This window comes from Streptomyces lichenis (genome assembly GCF_023218175.1).
Classification (GTDB): domain Bacteria; phylum Actinomycetota; class Actinomycetes; order Streptomycetales; family Streptomycetaceae; genus Streptomyces; species Streptomyces lichenis.
This window is the reverse complement of record NZ_JALPTH010000041.1, coordinates 18,873-33,373: the sequence shown is the minus strand read 5'-3', so window position 1 is coordinate 33,373 and position 14,501 is coordinate 18,873. Positions and strand designations below refer to the sequence as shown.

Annotated in this window: 15 protein-coding genes; 11 read left to right on the top strand and 4 right to left on the bottom strand. The window is 72.5% G+C overall.

The features are described from left to right. Window positions 1-82 precede the first annotated feature (82 nt). Complete coding sequence (locus M1O15_RS29270; protein ID WP_248637239.1) at window positions 83-1,006, top strand: GNAT family N-acetyltransferase; 924 nt, start codon at window positions 83-85, stop codon at window positions 1,004-1,006. Next, window positions 987-1,505 carry a ribonuclease FAU-1 family protein gene (locus tag M1O15_RS29265; RefSeq protein WP_248637238.1) on the top strand — a complete coding sequence of 173 codons (519 nt, stop codon included), beginning with the start codon at window positions 987-989 and terminating at the stop codon, window positions 1,503-1,505. Before M1O15_RS29270 ends, M1O15_RS29265 begins: the two co-directional genes overlap by 20 nt. A gap of 352 nt (window positions 1,506-1,857) precedes the next feature. On the opposite strand, the gene M1O15_RS29260 is transcribed toward M1O15_RS29265, so the two are convergent. Together M1O15_RS29260 and M1O15_RS29255 are read right to left on the bottom strand one after the other, a co-directional pair. Then, window positions 1,858-2,244 (bottom strand): VOC family protein, encoded by a 387-nt coding sequence (locus M1O15_RS29260; RefSeq protein WP_248637237.1) that lies wholly within the window; start codon window positions 2,242-2,244, stop codon window positions 1,858-1,860. A gap of 26 nt (window positions 2,245-2,270) precedes the next feature. Continuing rightward, complete coding sequence (locus M1O15_RS29255; protein ID WP_248637236.1) at window positions 2,271-2,948, bottom strand: maltokinase N-terminal cap-like domain-containing protein; 678 nt, start codon at window positions 2,946-2,948, stop codon at window positions 2,271-2,273. Window positions 2,949-3,225: 277 nt separating this feature from the next. On the opposite strand from M1O15_RS29255, the gene M1O15_RS29250 reads away from it, so the two are divergent. After that, window positions 3,226-4,368, top strand: a complete 1,143-nt coding sequence (locus tag M1O15_RS29250; protein WP_248637235.1) for a lytic polysaccharide monooxygenase — start codon at window positions 3,226-3,228, stop codon at window positions 4,366-4,368. Between the two features lie 88 nt (window positions 4,369-4,456). Here the strand turns inward: M1O15_RS29250 and M1O15_RS29245 are convergent, their stop codons facing one another. Beyond that, a complete protein-coding gene (locus M1O15_RS29245; RefSeq protein ID WP_248637234.1) occupies window positions 4,457-5,347 on the bottom strand; it encodes an esterase/lipase family protein in 891 nt (296 codons plus the stop codon). 283 nt (window positions 5,348-5,630) lie between these two features. On the opposite strand from M1O15_RS29245, the gene M1O15_RS29240 reads away from it, so the two are divergent. The 3 genes from M1O15_RS29240 to M1O15_RS29230 all read left to right on the top strand — a co-directional run bounded on the left by M1O15_RS29240 (window position 5,631) and on the right by M1O15_RS29230 (window position 7,585). Next, the gene (locus M1O15_RS29240) at window positions 5,631-5,966 is read left to right on the top strand and encodes an SCO4225 family membrane protein (RefSeq protein ID WP_248637233.1); all 336 of its coding nucleotides are present in this window, start codon (window positions 5,631-5,633) and stop codon (window positions 5,964-5,966) included. 65 nt (window positions 5,967-6,031) lie between these two features. Next, window positions 6,032-6,559 carry a GNAT family N-acetyltransferase gene (locus tag M1O15_RS29235; RefSeq protein ID WP_248637232.1) on the top strand — a complete coding sequence of 176 codons (528 nt, stop codon included), beginning with the start codon at window positions 6,032-6,034 and terminating at the stop codon, window positions 6,557-6,559. 126 nt (window positions 6,560-6,685) lie between these two features. After that, the gene (locus M1O15_RS29230) at window positions 6,686-7,585 is read left to right on the top strand and encodes an alpha/beta fold hydrolase (protein ID WP_248637231.1); all 900 of its coding nucleotides are present in this window, start codon (window positions 6,686-6,688) and stop codon (window positions 7,583-7,585) included. On the opposite strand, the gene M1O15_RS29225 is transcribed toward M1O15_RS29230, so the two are convergent. Further along, window positions 7,582-8,091: an SRPBCC family protein gene (locus M1O15_RS29225; RefSeq protein ID WP_248637230.1), complete on the bottom strand. Its 510-nt coding sequence runs from the start codon at window positions 8,089-8,091 to the stop codon at window positions 7,582-7,584. The two genes, M1O15_RS29230 and M1O15_RS29225, sit on opposite strands and share 4 nt — an antisense overlap. Before the next feature lie 289 nt (window positions 8,092-8,380). Here M1O15_RS29225 and M1O15_RS29220 point away from each other — a divergent pair, with 289 nt between their 5' ends. From M1O15_RS29220 to M1O15_RS29200, 5 genes are all read left to right on the top strand, one after another. Further along, the gene (locus M1O15_RS29220; RefSeq protein WP_248637229.1) at window positions 8,381-8,722 is read left to right on the top strand and encodes a hypothetical protein; all 342 of its coding nucleotides are present in this window, start codon (window positions 8,381-8,383) and stop codon (window positions 8,720-8,722) included. 1,057 nt (window positions 8,723-9,779) lie between these two features. Then, a complete protein-coding gene (locus M1O15_RS29215; RefSeq protein ID WP_248637228.1) occupies window positions 9,780-10,127 on the top strand; it encodes an ATP-binding protein in 348 nt (115 codons plus the stop codon). 27 nt (window positions 10,128-10,154) lie between these two features. Beyond that, a complete protein-coding gene (locus M1O15_RS29210) occupies window positions 10,155-10,331 on the top strand; it encodes a hypothetical protein (protein WP_248637227.1) in 177 nt (58 codons plus the stop codon). A 290-nt stretch (window positions 10,332-10,621) separates the two neighbouring features. Then, complete coding sequence (locus tag M1O15_RS29205) at window positions 10,622-14,083, top strand: RHS repeat-associated core domain-containing protein (RefSeq protein WP_248637226.1); 3,462 nt, start codon at window positions 10,622-10,624, stop codon at window positions 14,081-14,083. A gap of 23 nt (window positions 14,084-14,106) precedes the next feature. Further along, window positions 14,107-14,259 (top strand): hypothetical protein, encoded by a 153-nt coding sequence (locus tag M1O15_RS29200; protein ID WP_248637225.1) that lies wholly within the window; start codon window positions 14,107-14,109, stop codon window positions 14,257-14,259. The last annotated feature ends 242 nt before the right edge of the window (window positions 14,260-14,501 follow it).

The following is a 14,501-nucleotide window of genomic DNA, read 5'->3' as shown; positions in this document are numbered from 1 at the left end:
GTCCGATTGTGGCGCACCGGCGCCGCGGGCGCGGCGGGTAATTCGGAGGCGCCGCCCGGCCGGTGGCCGTACCGTGCGGGCCGTGACGATGACCGTGCGGGACTTCGCGGCCCGGGACGCCGAGGCGGTGGTCGCGGTACGCCGGGCGGCACTGCCGTTCGAGGTGGTGACGGAGGCCTCGCTGCGGTTCACCGTGGAGCACGCCCACCCGGCCGAGCGCTACCGGCTGCTGGTGGCCGAGCGGGACGGCGAGGTGGTCGGCACCGCCCGTTGCGGCCTCGCCTTCCAGAGCGCCGAGCCGGGGCGGGCGCACACCACCCCGTACGTCCACCCGGGCCATCGCCGCCACGGGGCCGGCGCCCTGCTGCTGCGCACCGCCGAGGAGCATGTGCGGGCGCATGGCGCCACGGCGCCCTACTGCTGGGCGCTGGAGGGCTCGGGCGGGGTGGAGTTCGCCGGGCGGCACGGCTACCGGCCGGCCCGCAGCGCCCACTTCCAGCGGCTCGACCTGCTCTCCCGCCCCCTGCCCGAGCCGCCGGACGCGCTGCCGCCGGGGGTGCGGCTGCACACCGCGGCCGAGTGGCGGGCCGACCCGCGGCCGCTGTTCGAGGCCGACGCCGAGGTGACGGCCGACGAGCCGAGCGACATCGGCGCCGAGCTGGACGACTACCAGGACTGGCTGTCGCGTACCTGGCGCCATCCGCTCTTCGACCACGAGCTGTCCACGGTGGTGACGGTGGACGGCCGGGTCGCCGCGTTCACCGCCGCCCGCACCGACGGGCTGACCCGCTACCTCAGCGGGATGACCGGCACCCTGCGGGCCCACCGGGGCCGGGGGCTGGCGCGGCTCGCCAAGACCGACTCCCTGCGGCGCGCCCGCGCCGCCGGCTACACCGAGGCGTTCACCAGCAACGACGGGGCCAACGAGCCGATGCTCGCGGTGAACCGCCGCCTCGGCTACGAGGTTCGCGCTACGGAGGTACGCCATGTCCGCACGTTCCACTGACCCGTCCGCCGCCCCGTCCGCAGGGTCCCTCGACATCGTCCTGGTCAAGGGCGGCCGGACCAAGATCCGCTACCCGGCCGAGGTGGTGTCGGACGACGGCGACCGGATCACGGTACGGGCCTCCTGGGCCGGGGACGGGGCGCGGGACTTCGGCTTCGTCCGCTTCGAGCCGGGGGACGTGTTCACCGAGCACTACTGGCGGGACCGGTGGTACGCGGTGAAGGAGGTCCGCACCGCCGACGGCACCCTCAAGGGCTGGTACTGCGACATCACCCGCCCCGCGGTGGTGGACGACCGTACCGTCACGGTCGAGGACCTGGACCTGGACCTGTGGGTCTCGGCTGACCGGTCCCGCGTACTCCGGCTCGACGAGGACGAGTTCGCGGCGAGCGGCCTGGCCGAACGCGACCCGGAGGCGGCCGCCGCGGCGGTGGCCGCCCTGGACGCCCTGGAGACCCTGGCCCACGCCGGCCGACTGCCGGGCGCCGCCCCTCACTAGACGCCACCGGCAGAGCACCGGAAGGGACCACCGGCGGGGCCCACCGGCAGGGACCACCGGGAGCGGCGGGCCGGAGTCGACACCGCCCGCGGCTCCCGACGCACCTCACGCCTCACCGTCCGTACCGCCCGTACCACCGCGACGGCACATCGCCCGGCCTACCGGACCGGGGTCCGCAGGGCGTTCCGGGCGGGGGGCTGGGGCCGGGGGGCTTGGGCGGGGGGACCTTGGGCGGGGGGACCTTGGGCGGGGGCGCCCCGAGGCCGGGCGGGGGCGCCCCGAGGCCGGGCGGGGGCGCCCCGAGGGCGGGCCGATGAACGCCCCCGCCGGGGGTGCCCGACCCGCTCGGCTGTCAGCCCGCCGAGGCGGGCCCCGTGGGCGTCCATAGGCAGAACGGGTGTCCGGCCGGGTCGAGCATGACCCGGACGTCGTCCTGCGGCTGGTACGCGGCCGGCACGGCCCCGCAGGCCCGGGCGTGGGCCTCGGCGGCGGCCAGGTCGGCGGCCTCGATGTCCAGGTGGGACATCATCGCCGGGGCGCCGGGCTCGGTCGGCCAGACCGGGGGCCGGTAGTGCGGCTCGCTCTGGAAGGCGAGCGCCGCTCCCCCGCCGGGCGCCCGCAGCTTGACCCACTCCGGCTCGTCGGCCGCCACCTCCCAGCCGAGCAACGCCACGTAGAAGGCCGCCAGTTCACGCGCGTCGGGCGCGTCGAGCACGGTGCCGGTGAGGGTGAGCGGCACTGGCCCACCGCGGCTCGCCGCGGCCGTCACCGCGCCGCGTCCCGCAGTACGGCGAACAGCCCGCGGGCGCGGCCCCCGGCCGGAAGGTTCCAGTCCGCGGTGCCGTACGCCCGGGTGGTCGCCGGGTCGGTCTCGGGCCCGGTCTGCTCGCCCTCCAGCAGCCGGACCAGCCGCAGCACCAGTTCACCGCCGTCCGCCGACCGTACGGCGATCCCGGTGCCGTCCGCCCCGTCGGTCACCCCGGTCGCGGTGAGCCCGGCGGGCAGCCCGCTCCCGGTGCCATGGGCGACCACGGACGGGTCGGGGGTGTCGGAGACCGACTGGGCCTGCGGCTCGGCGCGCCCCGCCAGGAAGGCGAGCAACCGCTCCTGGAGTACGGGGTCGTGGGCGCCGTCGTACACCCAGCGCTTGCCCAGCACCCCGTGCTCGGAGGTGCCGACGAGCGCCTCCTCGGCCGCCCCCTCCAGCGGCTTGTCCCGGTAGGTGAGCGGTACGAGGTGAGTGACCGGCCGCTCGCCCGAGGCGTCGTTGACCACCATGAACTCGATGCCCACCGCGCCCTCCGGGTCGTCCAGCCGGAAGCCGCCGGCCTTCTCGGGCGCGGGCGCGCTCGCGGAGCCGGCGTACCAGGGCCGCCCGGGCAGCCAGGACGCCAGCAGTTCCAACTTGCCGGGCGTCATGGTGGTCTTGTGGATGACGGCCATCGGTACGGCTCCTCGCAGCAGGTCGGTGGCGGCGCTTCCTGAGCGCCCTCTTAGAGCGACCTTAACCGCGCCATAAGGATCGCCCCCGGCCCCCTCCGGCGGCCGTTTTCCGCGTCCGGACCGGCTAGCTTGCTGATCACCGGGGCGCCCGGCCGCCGGCGCCGACACGGTCGGGGGGCCGCGCCGTCCACCCGGGCCCGTCCCCGTACACCCCCCCACAGCACCTCCCCTCCCCCTCCTCCCCAGCACCAGGCACCGTCCGAAGGAGAACACCCCTATGACTCGTCGCCGTACGGCAGCCGCCGCCCTCGCCCTGGGCATAGGCCCGTTCGCGCTCGCCGGGCTGGCCGTGACACCGGCCGCCGCGCACGGTTCGATGACCGACCCGGTCAGCAGGGTGTCGGCGTGCTTCAGCGAGGGGCCGGAGAGCCCCAAGTCGGCGGCGTGCAAGGCGGCGGTCGCGGCCTCCGGGACGCAGGCGTTCTACGACTGGAACGAGGTGAACATCGGCGACGCGGCCGGCCGGCACCGCCAGATCATCCCCGACGGCAAGCTGTGCAGCGCGGGCCGGGACAAGTACAAGGGGCTGGACCTGCCGCGCGCCGACTGGCCCTCCTCCAAGCTGGCGGCCGGGAACCACACCTTCCGCTACAAGGCGACCGCCCCGCACCGGGGCAGCTTCGAGCTGTACGTCACCAAGGACGGCTACGACCCGTCGAAGCCGCTGAAGTGGTCGGACCTGGAGGCCCGGCCGTTCGCCAAGGTGGTCAACCCGAGGCTGGAGAACGGCCACTACGTCTTCACCGGCCGGGTCCCCGCCAAGTCCGGCCGTCATCTCATCTACTCCATCTGGCAGCGCTCGGACTCTCCGGAGGCCTTCTACACCTGCTCCGACGTGGTGTTCGGCGGCAAGGGCACCACCTCCGCCGGCGCACCTGCCCCGGTGGCCTCGGCGCCCAGTGAGCAGCAGATCGAGGACAGTAGCGACAAGTCGACCGTGGACCACGGCGGTCACGGCGGCGACGACCACCCGGCGGGCGGCCACCAGCCGGGCGCGGCGGCGCCCACCACCGCGCCGGAGGCCGGAGACGCGCCCGAGGTGAAGCAGGCCGCTCCCTCCGCCGCCCCGTCGGCGGCCCCCGAGGGCAACGCCGTGGACCCCGCCGGCGCCGGAGCCCCCTCCGCGCTCCCGTCCGCCGCCCCCTCCGCGCTCCCGTCCGCCGCCCCCTCCGCGCTCCCGTCCGCCGCCCCCTCCTCGCCCTCCGCGCAGGCGGCGACCGGGGGCCTGGCCGAGACCGGCGGCGACGCCCGCACCACCTACCTCGCGGTGGGCGGCGCGGCGGTGCTGGCGCTCGGCGCGGGCCTGATGTTCGCGGTCAACCGCCGCAAGGCCGTCCCGGCGGGCCGCCACACCCGCTGACCCGACCGCTTCCCCTCCGACAGGTGTGCCCCCGTCCGAAGAGGTCCGGACGGGGGCACACCTCCCTCTCCTCCGTACACGACCCGGGTCAGCTCACCGCCGACAGGCAGTCCACCGTGGTGGCGCGGTCGGGGTCGAGGGCGTTGGCCACCTCGTGGAAGGCGATCCGGTCGGTGAGCCCGATCGCCACATGCTCGGAGACATCGAGCAGGCAGCGGTCCTGGATGAGCACGTTCGTCACATCCGGTCCGTCGAGGAACTGGCTGCGGTGCGGGGTGACGACCTGGTCGTAGCGGGTGGCGATGACCGTGTAGCGGACCCCGGGCACGGTGTCGCCGCCCTCGTTGAGCCGGGTCATGAACGGGGAGCCGACCACCTGGTCGGCCAGGGCCGGGGTCTTCTCGTTCAGCAGGTGCCCGACGCCGGGGAAGTACGGCAGCAGCTCGGTGAGCCCGAGCAGGGTGGTGCCGTGGTTGCTGGGCGCGATCCCGACCAGCGCGTTGACCTTGTCGGCGCCGCCGAGGAACTTCAGGTAGTAGCGGGGCATCATGCCGCCCTGGGAGTGCCCGACGAGGTCCGCCTCGGCCGCGCCGGTCGCCGCGAGGACCCGGTCCACATACGCGTCCAGCTGCTTCGCCGACTCGGCGACGGGCCCGAGGCCGTGGAAGAGCGGCACGCCGGGCAGCTGCCCGTAGTCCAGCGAGAAGACGCAGTACCCGCGCTTGACCAGGTAGGGCGCCAGACCGAGCCAGTTGTCCACGGAGTTGCCGAAGGTGCCGTGCACCAGCACCACCGGGCGGGGGTGCCGGACGGACGGCTTGCAGGAGTAGTCGTTCCAGCCGCTGCTGACGGCGGCGGTCTGGGCGGGGGCGGCGGTGGCGGCCGCGCCGGGGACGAGGGTCGCGGCGGCGGCCAGCAGCAGGACGGCGCACGCTCTCAGCGCACGGCGCAGGGGGCGGCGGGGGGTCTCGGGCAGCATCGAGTGGTCTCCTTGCGGCTCAAGGACATGGGGATAAGCGGGGCGGGTGGGGAGTCCGCCCAGTGGCCCGGACCACGGAGACAGCACGGCACGGCATGGGGTGAGTGCCGTGCTCATGCCAAGTTACGCACGAGTAGACGGGGCTTGGGAAGTTACGTGCCGGTAAAAAGTCCACGCCCCCGCACTCGTCCCCGAACCTGAGTACGGGCACTCATGCGGCGAGTGGCGCCCTCAGGTGACCCTGGCACCCGACCACCCCCCAGAAGTCCAGGGAAGGAACACCATGAACGCCCGCACGCTCACCCGTCTGACCTTCGCCAACCCGGCCTCGGCGATCTATCTGACCCTGGTCGCCGGCTCCCTCGCCACCGCCACCGCCGTCACCCTCTTTTCCGCCGACCCCGGCTTCGTCTGGGTGTGGCCGGCCCTGTTCACCCTCCCCTTCTCCACCCTCGTGGTGATGACCGGTGACGCGGTCTGGGCCGCCGAGGGCGCGCCCGCCTGGTTCCTGGTCGGCGGCCTGGCCGTCAGCGCCCTGGTCCAGGCACTCGCCCTCGGCGCCCTCTGGCAGGCCGTACGCGAACCCCGCCGAGGGCTGCCCCACCCCCGCGGCCACTGACCCACCCATCGGCACCCGGCGGTCCCGCGCGACCCCGCGAGCCACCCGCCCCGCACAATGCCCCCATGCGCATCCGACCCGTCCGCCCCGACGAACTGCCCGCCCTCCAGGACATCGAACGAGCCGCCGGCCGCTGCTTCCGCGACATCGGCATGCCCGAGATCGCGGACGACGAGCCCCCCACCCTCACCGAACTGGCCCGCCACCAACGGGCCGGACTCGCCTGGGTGGCCGTGGACGCCGCCGACGCCCCCGTCGCCTACCTGATCGCCGACCGCGTCGACGGCAACCTCCACATCGAGCAGGTCTCGGTCCACCCGGACCACGCCCGCCGCGCCATCGGCCGCGCCCTGCTGGACCATCTGGCCACCCACGCCGCCGCCACCGGCGCCCCCGCGCTGACCCTCACCACGTTCACCGAGGTCCCCTGGAACGCCCCCTACTACGCCCGCTGCGGCTTCCGCCCCCTCCCCGAAGCCGACCTCACCCCCGCCCTCCGCGCCATCCGCCACCGCGAAGCCACCCACGGCCTCGACCGCTGGCCCCGCACCTGCATGCGCCGCCCGCTCCCCGGGACGGGCGACGGTGCCTGACGGCGTAAGAGACGGGTCAGACGCCGGCGGCGAGCGCCGGCCGGCTCGATGGGGGCAGAGCGCGATGCGAGCAAAGGCACGCCCCGGTGGCACTCCCTGGTGGCACGCCCATGCCAGGCTCACCGTATGACGATCATCGACGTATCCGCCGAGGTCTCCCTCGCGTATCAGAGCTTCGGCGACCCCGGGGACCCGCCCGTGCTGCTGGTGATGGGCCTGGGCGGCCAGATGCTCGCCTGGCACGAGGACTTCTGCCGGGCGCTGGCGGACCGCGGCCGCCACGTGATCCGGTACGACAACCGCGACTGCGGGCTGTCCACCGGTTTCGACGCCCATCCCGTCGACACGGGCGCGTTCCTGGCCGCCGTCGGCTCGGGTGACCTCGCCACGGCGTCCGCGATGGTGCCCTACCGGCTGACCGACATGGCCGCGGACGGCCTCGGCCTGCTCAGCGCGCTCGGTATCGAACGCGCCCATGTGGTCGGCACCTCGATGGGCGGCATGATCGCCCAGACGATGGCCCTCTCCGCGCCGGAGCGGGTGCTGACCCTGACGTCGATGATGTCCTCCACCGGCGAGCCGGAGTACGGGCGGTCCGGCCCGGAGGCCCAGGCCGTGGTGTCCACTCCGAAGCCCGGCGACCGCGAAGGGTATATCGCGGCGGCGGAGAGGGAGTTGGTGTGGGCCTCCCGGCGGTACGGCGACGTCGGGTGGCTGCGCGAACTGGCCGCCGACAGCTACGACCGCGCCTACCGCCCCGCCGGGGTCGCCCGGCAGCTCGGGGCGATGGTCCTCAGCGGCTCCCGAGCCGACGCACTGCGCGAGCTGCGGGTGCCCACGCTGGTGATCCACGGCCTGGACGACATGCTGGTCGACCCCAGCGGCGGAAGGCGCACCGCGGAGCTGGTTCCCGGCGCCGAGCTCCTGCTGGTCCCCGACATGGGCCACGACCGCCCGCGCGAACTCTGGCCCGTGCTCATCGACGCCGTGGTGGCCCACACCGCCTCGGCGGACCGAGGGCGCTAGCGGCCGGGCGCCTCCATGGCCGCCTTGAGATTGCGCAGCGTGGTACGGATGTTCCGCCGCTGGAAGTCGGCGAAGGTGTGCCCGCGGGTCACCACCCGGTCGAAGGCGTTGGCGACCGGGTCGGGCCACCCGCGGCGGTCGTCCGTCCAGGTCTCGGTGACCTCGGTGCCCTCTCCCACCGGCTCGAACCGGTACTCCCAGGTCGCGATCGGCCCGCGCAGCCGGGGCCGCTTCAGCCCGATGGCATGCACCCGGAAGCGGAACAGCCGGCCCTCCTCGGCGGCGGTCACCGTGCAGCGGGTGGTCCAGCGCACGCCCCCGCGCTTGTTGTGGCCCTCGAAGACCAGACCGGGCCGGGCGGCAGCCCCCTGCCCGTCCGGCACGGTGGCGCCCAGGTTCTCCGGACTCCACCGGCCCATCAGGGCGGGCTGCGAGACCTGCTGGTAGATCACGGCCGGATCGGCCTCGATGAGAACGCTGTCACTGACACTGAACACGCGCGGCATGGGGCTCCATTTCGTCGGCCGCCCAGGCTATCGCCCGGGGCGTCGGCAGTCCCTCCCAGCCTGGTGGGCGCTGCCGAACGCCGCCGGAGGGGGACCCTGTGAGTCAGTGTGCCGACAGGTACCCCGCCACGAGCACCGAGGTGCCCGAGGGGACGGACCTGATCCGGAAGCGGCCGGGAATGTACATCGGGAACACCGGTGAACACGGCCTCCGGGGCTCTACGGCGTCGGCCCCTGTGCCGCCAACGCACTGTCGGAACGCCTGACGGCCGAGGTGCGCCGCGAACGGGTGCGCTGGATCCAGGAGTACGTACGCGGTGACGCGGTCACCGCGCCCCGCGCCACGGGCCCGGCGGCCACCACCGGCACCAGCCTCACCTTCCGGCCCGACCCCGGCGTCTTCGGTACGGCGGAGTGCTCGTTCGACGCGCTGGCGGAGCGGATCAGGGAGCTGGCCTTCCTCAACCGCGCCCTGGACATCACCCTCACCGACGAGCGCCCGCCGGAGCCCCGTGCGGGCACGGTTCCGGTTCCCTGGCGGGGCGCGGGACTACGTCGCCTTCCTCGACGCGCGAGCGGGGGCGCCCGTCCTCCAGGCGGAGGTCGTCGGCTTCACCCGCGAAGACCCTGACCGGGCCGACCGGGCACTTCGACCACCCGCCGACTCGTTGCCCGCAGTGGTAAGGGGGGCGGCTGCCCGACACCGAAGTCAGGCCGACTGATGATCCCGGAACCTGTGCTCGGTCGAGTCGTTGGTTGGATGAAGATCACCGCCTAGTGGGGAGTCCTCGTTGAAATCTCGAACTGTCACCGGTGCAACGCTGCTGGCCGGCGCCTTCATGGTCGTCGGCATGAGCTCTGCCCATGCCGACGACCATGCCCCCTCCTCATCCGGGCAGTCCACGGCTGTAGGAGGAAGCGCCGACAGCCCCCCAAACGACGCAGCCAGGGGCTCCTACGGCCTGGGTGGGTTCACGACCCAAGGTGTGACCGGATCCTCCTACACCAACAACCAGGCCAGTTCAGGCGGCAGCTCCACCAAGACCACCTCCAGCTTCGCCAACTCGTCCACCACAGGCTCATCTTGGTATAAGCCTGGTGCTTCTCTGCCGTAGGCGGCGCGCGATGCTGTGCTTTCGGATACTTCCCAGCATCGGGTGTCAAGCAGTCGGCACGCCGAACGCTTGGACGCGGCCCTGACGGCAGACGTCTCGGCCGAGCTGGACCACCCCGGGTTCATCGGCGCCCACGCGCGGCGCGCTGAACAACACGGCGGTACGCACCTGCGTCGCGAAGGCCGTACACACCACCTCGGCAGATGGTTCGAGAAGCACCCAGCGCACGCGGACACCATCGCCGCCATCACCGGGCCGCCGCACCATGGGTAGCCGAGGGTGGCAGGCCGCGCGGCACGGCCGGGTACCTCGCACCCGCGCGGGCACCGAACCGAGCGGGCCGCACCCCTGCCCGTACGCGCCCGGTCTGTCCGTAGCCCCAAGGAATCCAGCACCACGATGCGCGGATGCCCACCGATCCGTTCGCCCTCACCGTGCTCGGCCCCGGACCACCCCTGCTCCGACCATCTGCTGTCGGGTGTCGGGCGGTGGCGCCGGGGCCGTCGCCCGCGCCGCGTCCCGCTTCCGGGGGCCGGTGGAGTACGCGGCTCCCGGGTCCCCTTGGGGCGGGCCGTGAGTTGGGCAGGAGGAGCGGGCGCACGGAACCCGAAGTCCCGTAATACGGAGAGGCCCGCCGACCGGTCGCGGTCGGGGGTCAGCGAGCTGGTCACCAACGCGGTCAGCCACGGCCGGGGCGGGCTGGTCTCCTTCTCGTTGGTCTGCGACGCCGCCGACACGGTACGCATCGAGGTGGCCGACCACTCCCCCGGCGCCCCGATGGTCCGGCACCCCGGGCCGGATGCCGAGAACGGGCGCGGAATGCTGCTGGTCAGCGCGTTGGCCGGCGCCTGGGGCACCATTCCGTTGCCGACCGGTAAGCAGGTGTGGGCGGAGCTGCCGGGCAGGAGGCGCGGCCGGTGAGCGGCGACAGGCGGACGCCCTGGGTGGGTGGGGGACCTGGTGCTGGACGAGGACACCGAGCGGGAGGGCATCGTGACCGACGTACAGAACGGTTCCGTCTGGGCGCTCCGTCCCGAGCAGGGGCCCGGGACCTGGACCATGGAGGACCCCGACCGGCCGGCCGTTCTGACCTTCCGTGAGGAGTTGGGGAACTGGATGTGGTGATCACGCCAATCTGGGTATGAGCGGCGGCCCCCGGATCGCGAAGGAGGGCCGCCGAGCAGGCGCGGAGTGGGCCCCTCCGCCCCGCCTGAAGCTCACCGCTCACCCGTTCGAAGACCGTTCGGCGCACTTTGTCCGCGCAGCGGTACGGGCGAAGCGGCATGACCGATTCCGGCCCGTATGTGTTTCACGATCGCGGGAAAGTCCGTCGCCGATGTGAAGGAGTCATGGCAACGTGTGGGGCTCCCGTGGCCGTTGGGGTCGTCGGGTGAGCTTCTTCATGGGGGAGAACGATGCGCTCACGTGCTTCGGGCACGTCTCTTCGGCGTGCCCGCAGATCGTCGTCGGGTTTCGGTTTCGTCGCCGCCGTCGCGGCCCTGTCGCTGGCCGCCTCGGCGGCACCGGCCCTGGCCGCGCCGACCGTTCCGGACCCGGGTCCGGCCTCGGTGTGGGGCAAGGCGGACGGGCCTCGGTTCGAGGTGCCGCCGGTGAAGACCGGCGTCACCCGGCCGGTTCCCAACGAGGCCGAGGCGCCTGCCTCCTCGGCCGAGGCCGCCTGGGAGGCGGCGCAGCGCGACCGCGCGGGCCAGTCGGCCTCCGCGAGGAAGTCCGCCGCCCGCTCGGCGCCGAAGGCCCGGTCCACGGCCGGGGCCCTGAGCTTCGTCCCGGAGGGGCAGGGCGCGGTGCCCTGGCACCGGATCTCGGACTTCCGGATCACCGACTCGCTGGTGGCCCGGATCAACCTGTCCAACGGCAACCTGATGCTGGCCGCCACCGACTTCGAGGTGGCGGGGGTGGGGCAGAAGCTGCGGCTGGCGCGTACGTACAACTCCTTCGACGCCCCGTGGGGCAAGGTCTCCCAGCGCTGGTGGCAGGAGTACGAGCGCTATCTGCACGTGTGGACCAACGAGGTCACCTTCTACGACGCCACCGGGGCGGCGGTCGGCTTCGACAAGGCGGCCGACGGGTCCTTCACCACGCCCAAGGGCTACTCCAAGGACCTGAAGAAGAACGCCGACGGCACCTTCACGCTCACCGACCGCAAGTCGGGGCTGAAGGACACGTACGACGCGAACGGCACCCTCACCAAGGTCACCGACCGCAACAAGGGCACCATCACCGTCGACCAGCACGACGAGGGCAGCGAGCACAAGGGCTTCAAGCTCACCGAGACCCGCTCGGGCCGCTGGGTCGACCTGGTCAGGACCGATCCGAGTCAGTGGCAGGCCAAGGACCACACCGGCCGTACCGCCGTCTTCGACCTCGACCCGGCCGGCAACCTGGTGCGCACCACCGACACCGAGGGCAAGGCCACCGCCTTCGCCTACGACGGCGACGGACGCATCACCAAGATCACCACCCCGGAGGGGCGGGTGACGGTCTTCGCCTACGACGAGCAGAACCGCGTCCGCTCGATGCTGCGGGCCACCGCGTTCAACGGCTCCGGGCACACCGGCCCGACCTACACCTACGCGTACTCGAACACCACCGACCCCAGGGCGGCGGGGACGACCACGGTCACCGACCCGGAGACCCACGCCACCAAGCACGAGCACGACAAGGACGGCCGGGTCACCAAGACCATCGACGCCCTCGGGCGCTCGCGGTCCACGTCCTTCGACGCCAACCACAACATCCAGACGGCGACCGACGCGATGGGCACCGGTTCGACCGGCGGCAATGTCACCACGTACGGCTGGGACGGGCGCAACAACCCGACCTCGGCGGGTCTGCCCACCGGCGCCACCGCCTCGCTGACCGGCTACCAGACCATCGCCGGCGCCGATCTGCCCGGCACCATGCAGACCGCGGACAAGGAGAAGACCGACTACACCTACGACACGGCCGGCAACACCACCTCGGTCGCGGTGACCGGCACCGGCGGCGGCAAGCAGACCTTCGACTACAACAAGGCCACCGCGACCTGCGGCGGCTTCGAAGGCCAGCGCTGCAAGGTGACGGCGAAGATGACGGACACCAAGTCGGTGTCCACGTCCTTCACCTACGACGCCAAGGGCAACCTGACCAAGGTCACCCCGCCCGCCCCGCTGGGCACCACCACCTACACCTACGACGACGCCGGCCGCGCGCAGACGGTCGTCGACGGCCGGGGCATCAAGACCGTCTACGTCTACGACGCGCGTGACCGTGTGGTGAAGGTGTCCTCCACCAACACCACGGTCACCTACGCCTACGACGGTGACGGCAACCTGGTCCAGCGGTCCGACGGCTCCGGGGTGACGAAGTACGCCTTCGACCCGCTGTCCCGCGAGACGGTGCGCACCCTGCAGAACGGCTCGCAGACCAAGCTGACCTACACTCCGGCGGGCAACGTCGACACCTACACCGACCCGGCCGGCACCACCGACTACACCTGGAACGAGGTCAACAAGCTCACCGAGCTGAAGGACCCCTCCGGCAAGGTCACGAAGTACGCGTACGACAACAACGACACCCGCACCAAGACCACCTACCCCGGCGGCACCGTCCAGAGCGTCACGCCCGACAAGTCCAATCGCCCGGAGAAGATCAAGACGACCTCCCCTCAGGGCACCCTGGTCGAGCTGAGCTACTCCTACGACCGCGGGACCACCAAGAAGCCGGAGGACGACGGGGGCAAGATCCTCACCAAGACCGACGCGGTCGGCGGCTACAAGACCACCTACACCTACGACAGCGCCGGCCGCTTCTCCTACGCCAAGGACGAGAAGGGCGGCGCCATCGCCGACTCCTGGCAGTACTGCTATGACCAGGCCGGCAACCTCACCAGCCAGGGCACCGACAAGGGCTGCCCGCGCGGCACCACGTACACCTACAACGACGCCCAGCAGCTCACCTCCAAGTCCGGCTCCACCGGGACCTGGTCCTACGACAAGGTCGGCAACGAGACCGCCGGCGCCTCCACGCCGGAGTACACTCGCACCGGTGAGCAGTGGTCCGACTACTCCCAGATGACCTCCATCACGGTCGACTCCAAGACGTACGCGGGTCAGTACGCCTCCACCGACCAGAGCGAGCGGATCAAGCTCGGCGACACCTTCTTCCACCACGGCCCGCTGGGCCTGTCGGCGAAGACCACCGCCGGGGTGGACATGGGCTTCAACCGGGAACCCGGGGGCACCCTCAACTCCATGACGACCGGGGGCAAGTCCTACTACTACCTGACCGACGCCCTCGGCAGCGTCGTCGCCCTGGCCGACGGCGACGGCAACAAGGTCAACAGCTACACCTACAGCCCCCGCGGCGTCCGGCTGCTGGCCCGCTCCAGCGAACCGGTCGCCCAGCCCTACCGGTTCGCCGGCGGCTACCAGGACCCCACCGGCCTCTACCACCTCGGCGCCCGCTACTACGACGCCAACATCGGCCGCTTCACCCAGCCCGACCCCTCGGGCCAGGAAGTCAACCCCTACCTCTACGCCGAGGGCGACCCGGTCAACCGCATCGACCCCAGTGGACTCTTCTCGGTCGGTGGGGCCATGAAGGGGATGCTCAAGGCCGCGGGAGGGGCTACGAAGCTGAACGCGGCCTACAAGTTGGGAAGCGCCCTGGGCGACGGCGACTACGGCAAGGCAGCCGCCGTGGTGGCCGGTGAGGCCGCGTCCACGGTGACCGGAGCGGCCTGCGGCGCGGTGGCCGCCGCCGCGGGAGCGCCCACCGCCGGTGCCGGCGGATTCGTGGTGGGAGCCGCTTGCTTCACGGGAGCCGAGTTCGTCGGCAACGCGGTGGAGAACAAGGCAACTGACGCCTGGTCGTAAGGCGGAAAGAGAGGAGTGAGCACGTGGAAGCAGTGCACAGCCATCTGCTGGCCAACGAGGGACGTGTCATGCCCGAGGGCACGGCCGGGCTGGTGATCCTGGCCATCGCTGTCGCAGCCCTGATCGCGATGATCGTCTACGGCAGGGTCAGCCGGAAGCGGGGGCGCAGGGGCTGACACACCGGACTCACTCACCGTTGTGCACACCTCGGCCCTGACCGGCAGAAAGAGGCACATCCAACGGGACGGCGTCCCGTAGCGGCGTGTGGTGCGGCCCCTCTCCAGGGGCCGCACCACACGCGGGGCTTTTTCATGGCCGTCCCTGCGGTTGCACTGGCTCTGCGTGCACTCCTCAGCCTTCGGTGAGGGCGACGTCGGCCGTAAGGGGTGGCTTTCGCCGGCTCCGCGGAAGACCGGTC

Coding starts and splice junctions, on each gene's coding strand:
- M1O15_RS29265 (WP_248637238.1), top strand. CDS start 987: ATGTCCGCACGTTCCACTGACCCGTCCGCCGCCCCGTCCGCAGGGTCC.
- M1O15_RS29255 (WP_248637236.1), bottom strand. CDS start 2,948: ATGGCCGTCATCCACAAGACCACCATGACGCCCGGCAAGTTGGAACTG.
- M1O15_RS29250 (WP_248637235.1), top strand. CDS start 3,226: ATGACTCGTCGCCGTACGGCAGCCGCCGCCCTCGCCCTGGGCATAGGC.
- M1O15_RS29245 (WP_248637234.1), bottom strand. CDS start 5,347: ATGCTGCCCGAGACCCCCCGCCGCCCCCTGCGCCGTGCGCTGAGAGCG.
- M1O15_RS29240 (WP_248637233.1), top strand. CDS start 5,631: ATGAACGCCCGCACGCTCACCCGTCTGACCTTCGCCAACCCGGCCTCG.
- M1O15_RS29235 (WP_248637232.1), top strand. CDS start 6,032: ATGCGCATCCGACCCGTCCGCCCCGACGAACTGCCCGCCCTCCAGGAC.
- M1O15_RS29230 (WP_248637231.1), top strand. CDS start 6,686: ATGACGATCATCGACGTATCCGCCGAGGTCTCCCTCGCGTATCAGAGC.
- M1O15_RS29225 (WP_248637230.1), bottom strand. CDS start 8,091: ATGCCGCGCGTGTTCAGTGTCAGTGACAGCGTTCTCATCGAGGCCGAT.
- M1O15_RS29205 (WP_248637226.1), top strand. CDS start 10,622: ATGCGCTCACGTGCTTCGGGCACGTCTCTTCGGCGTGCCCGCAGATCG.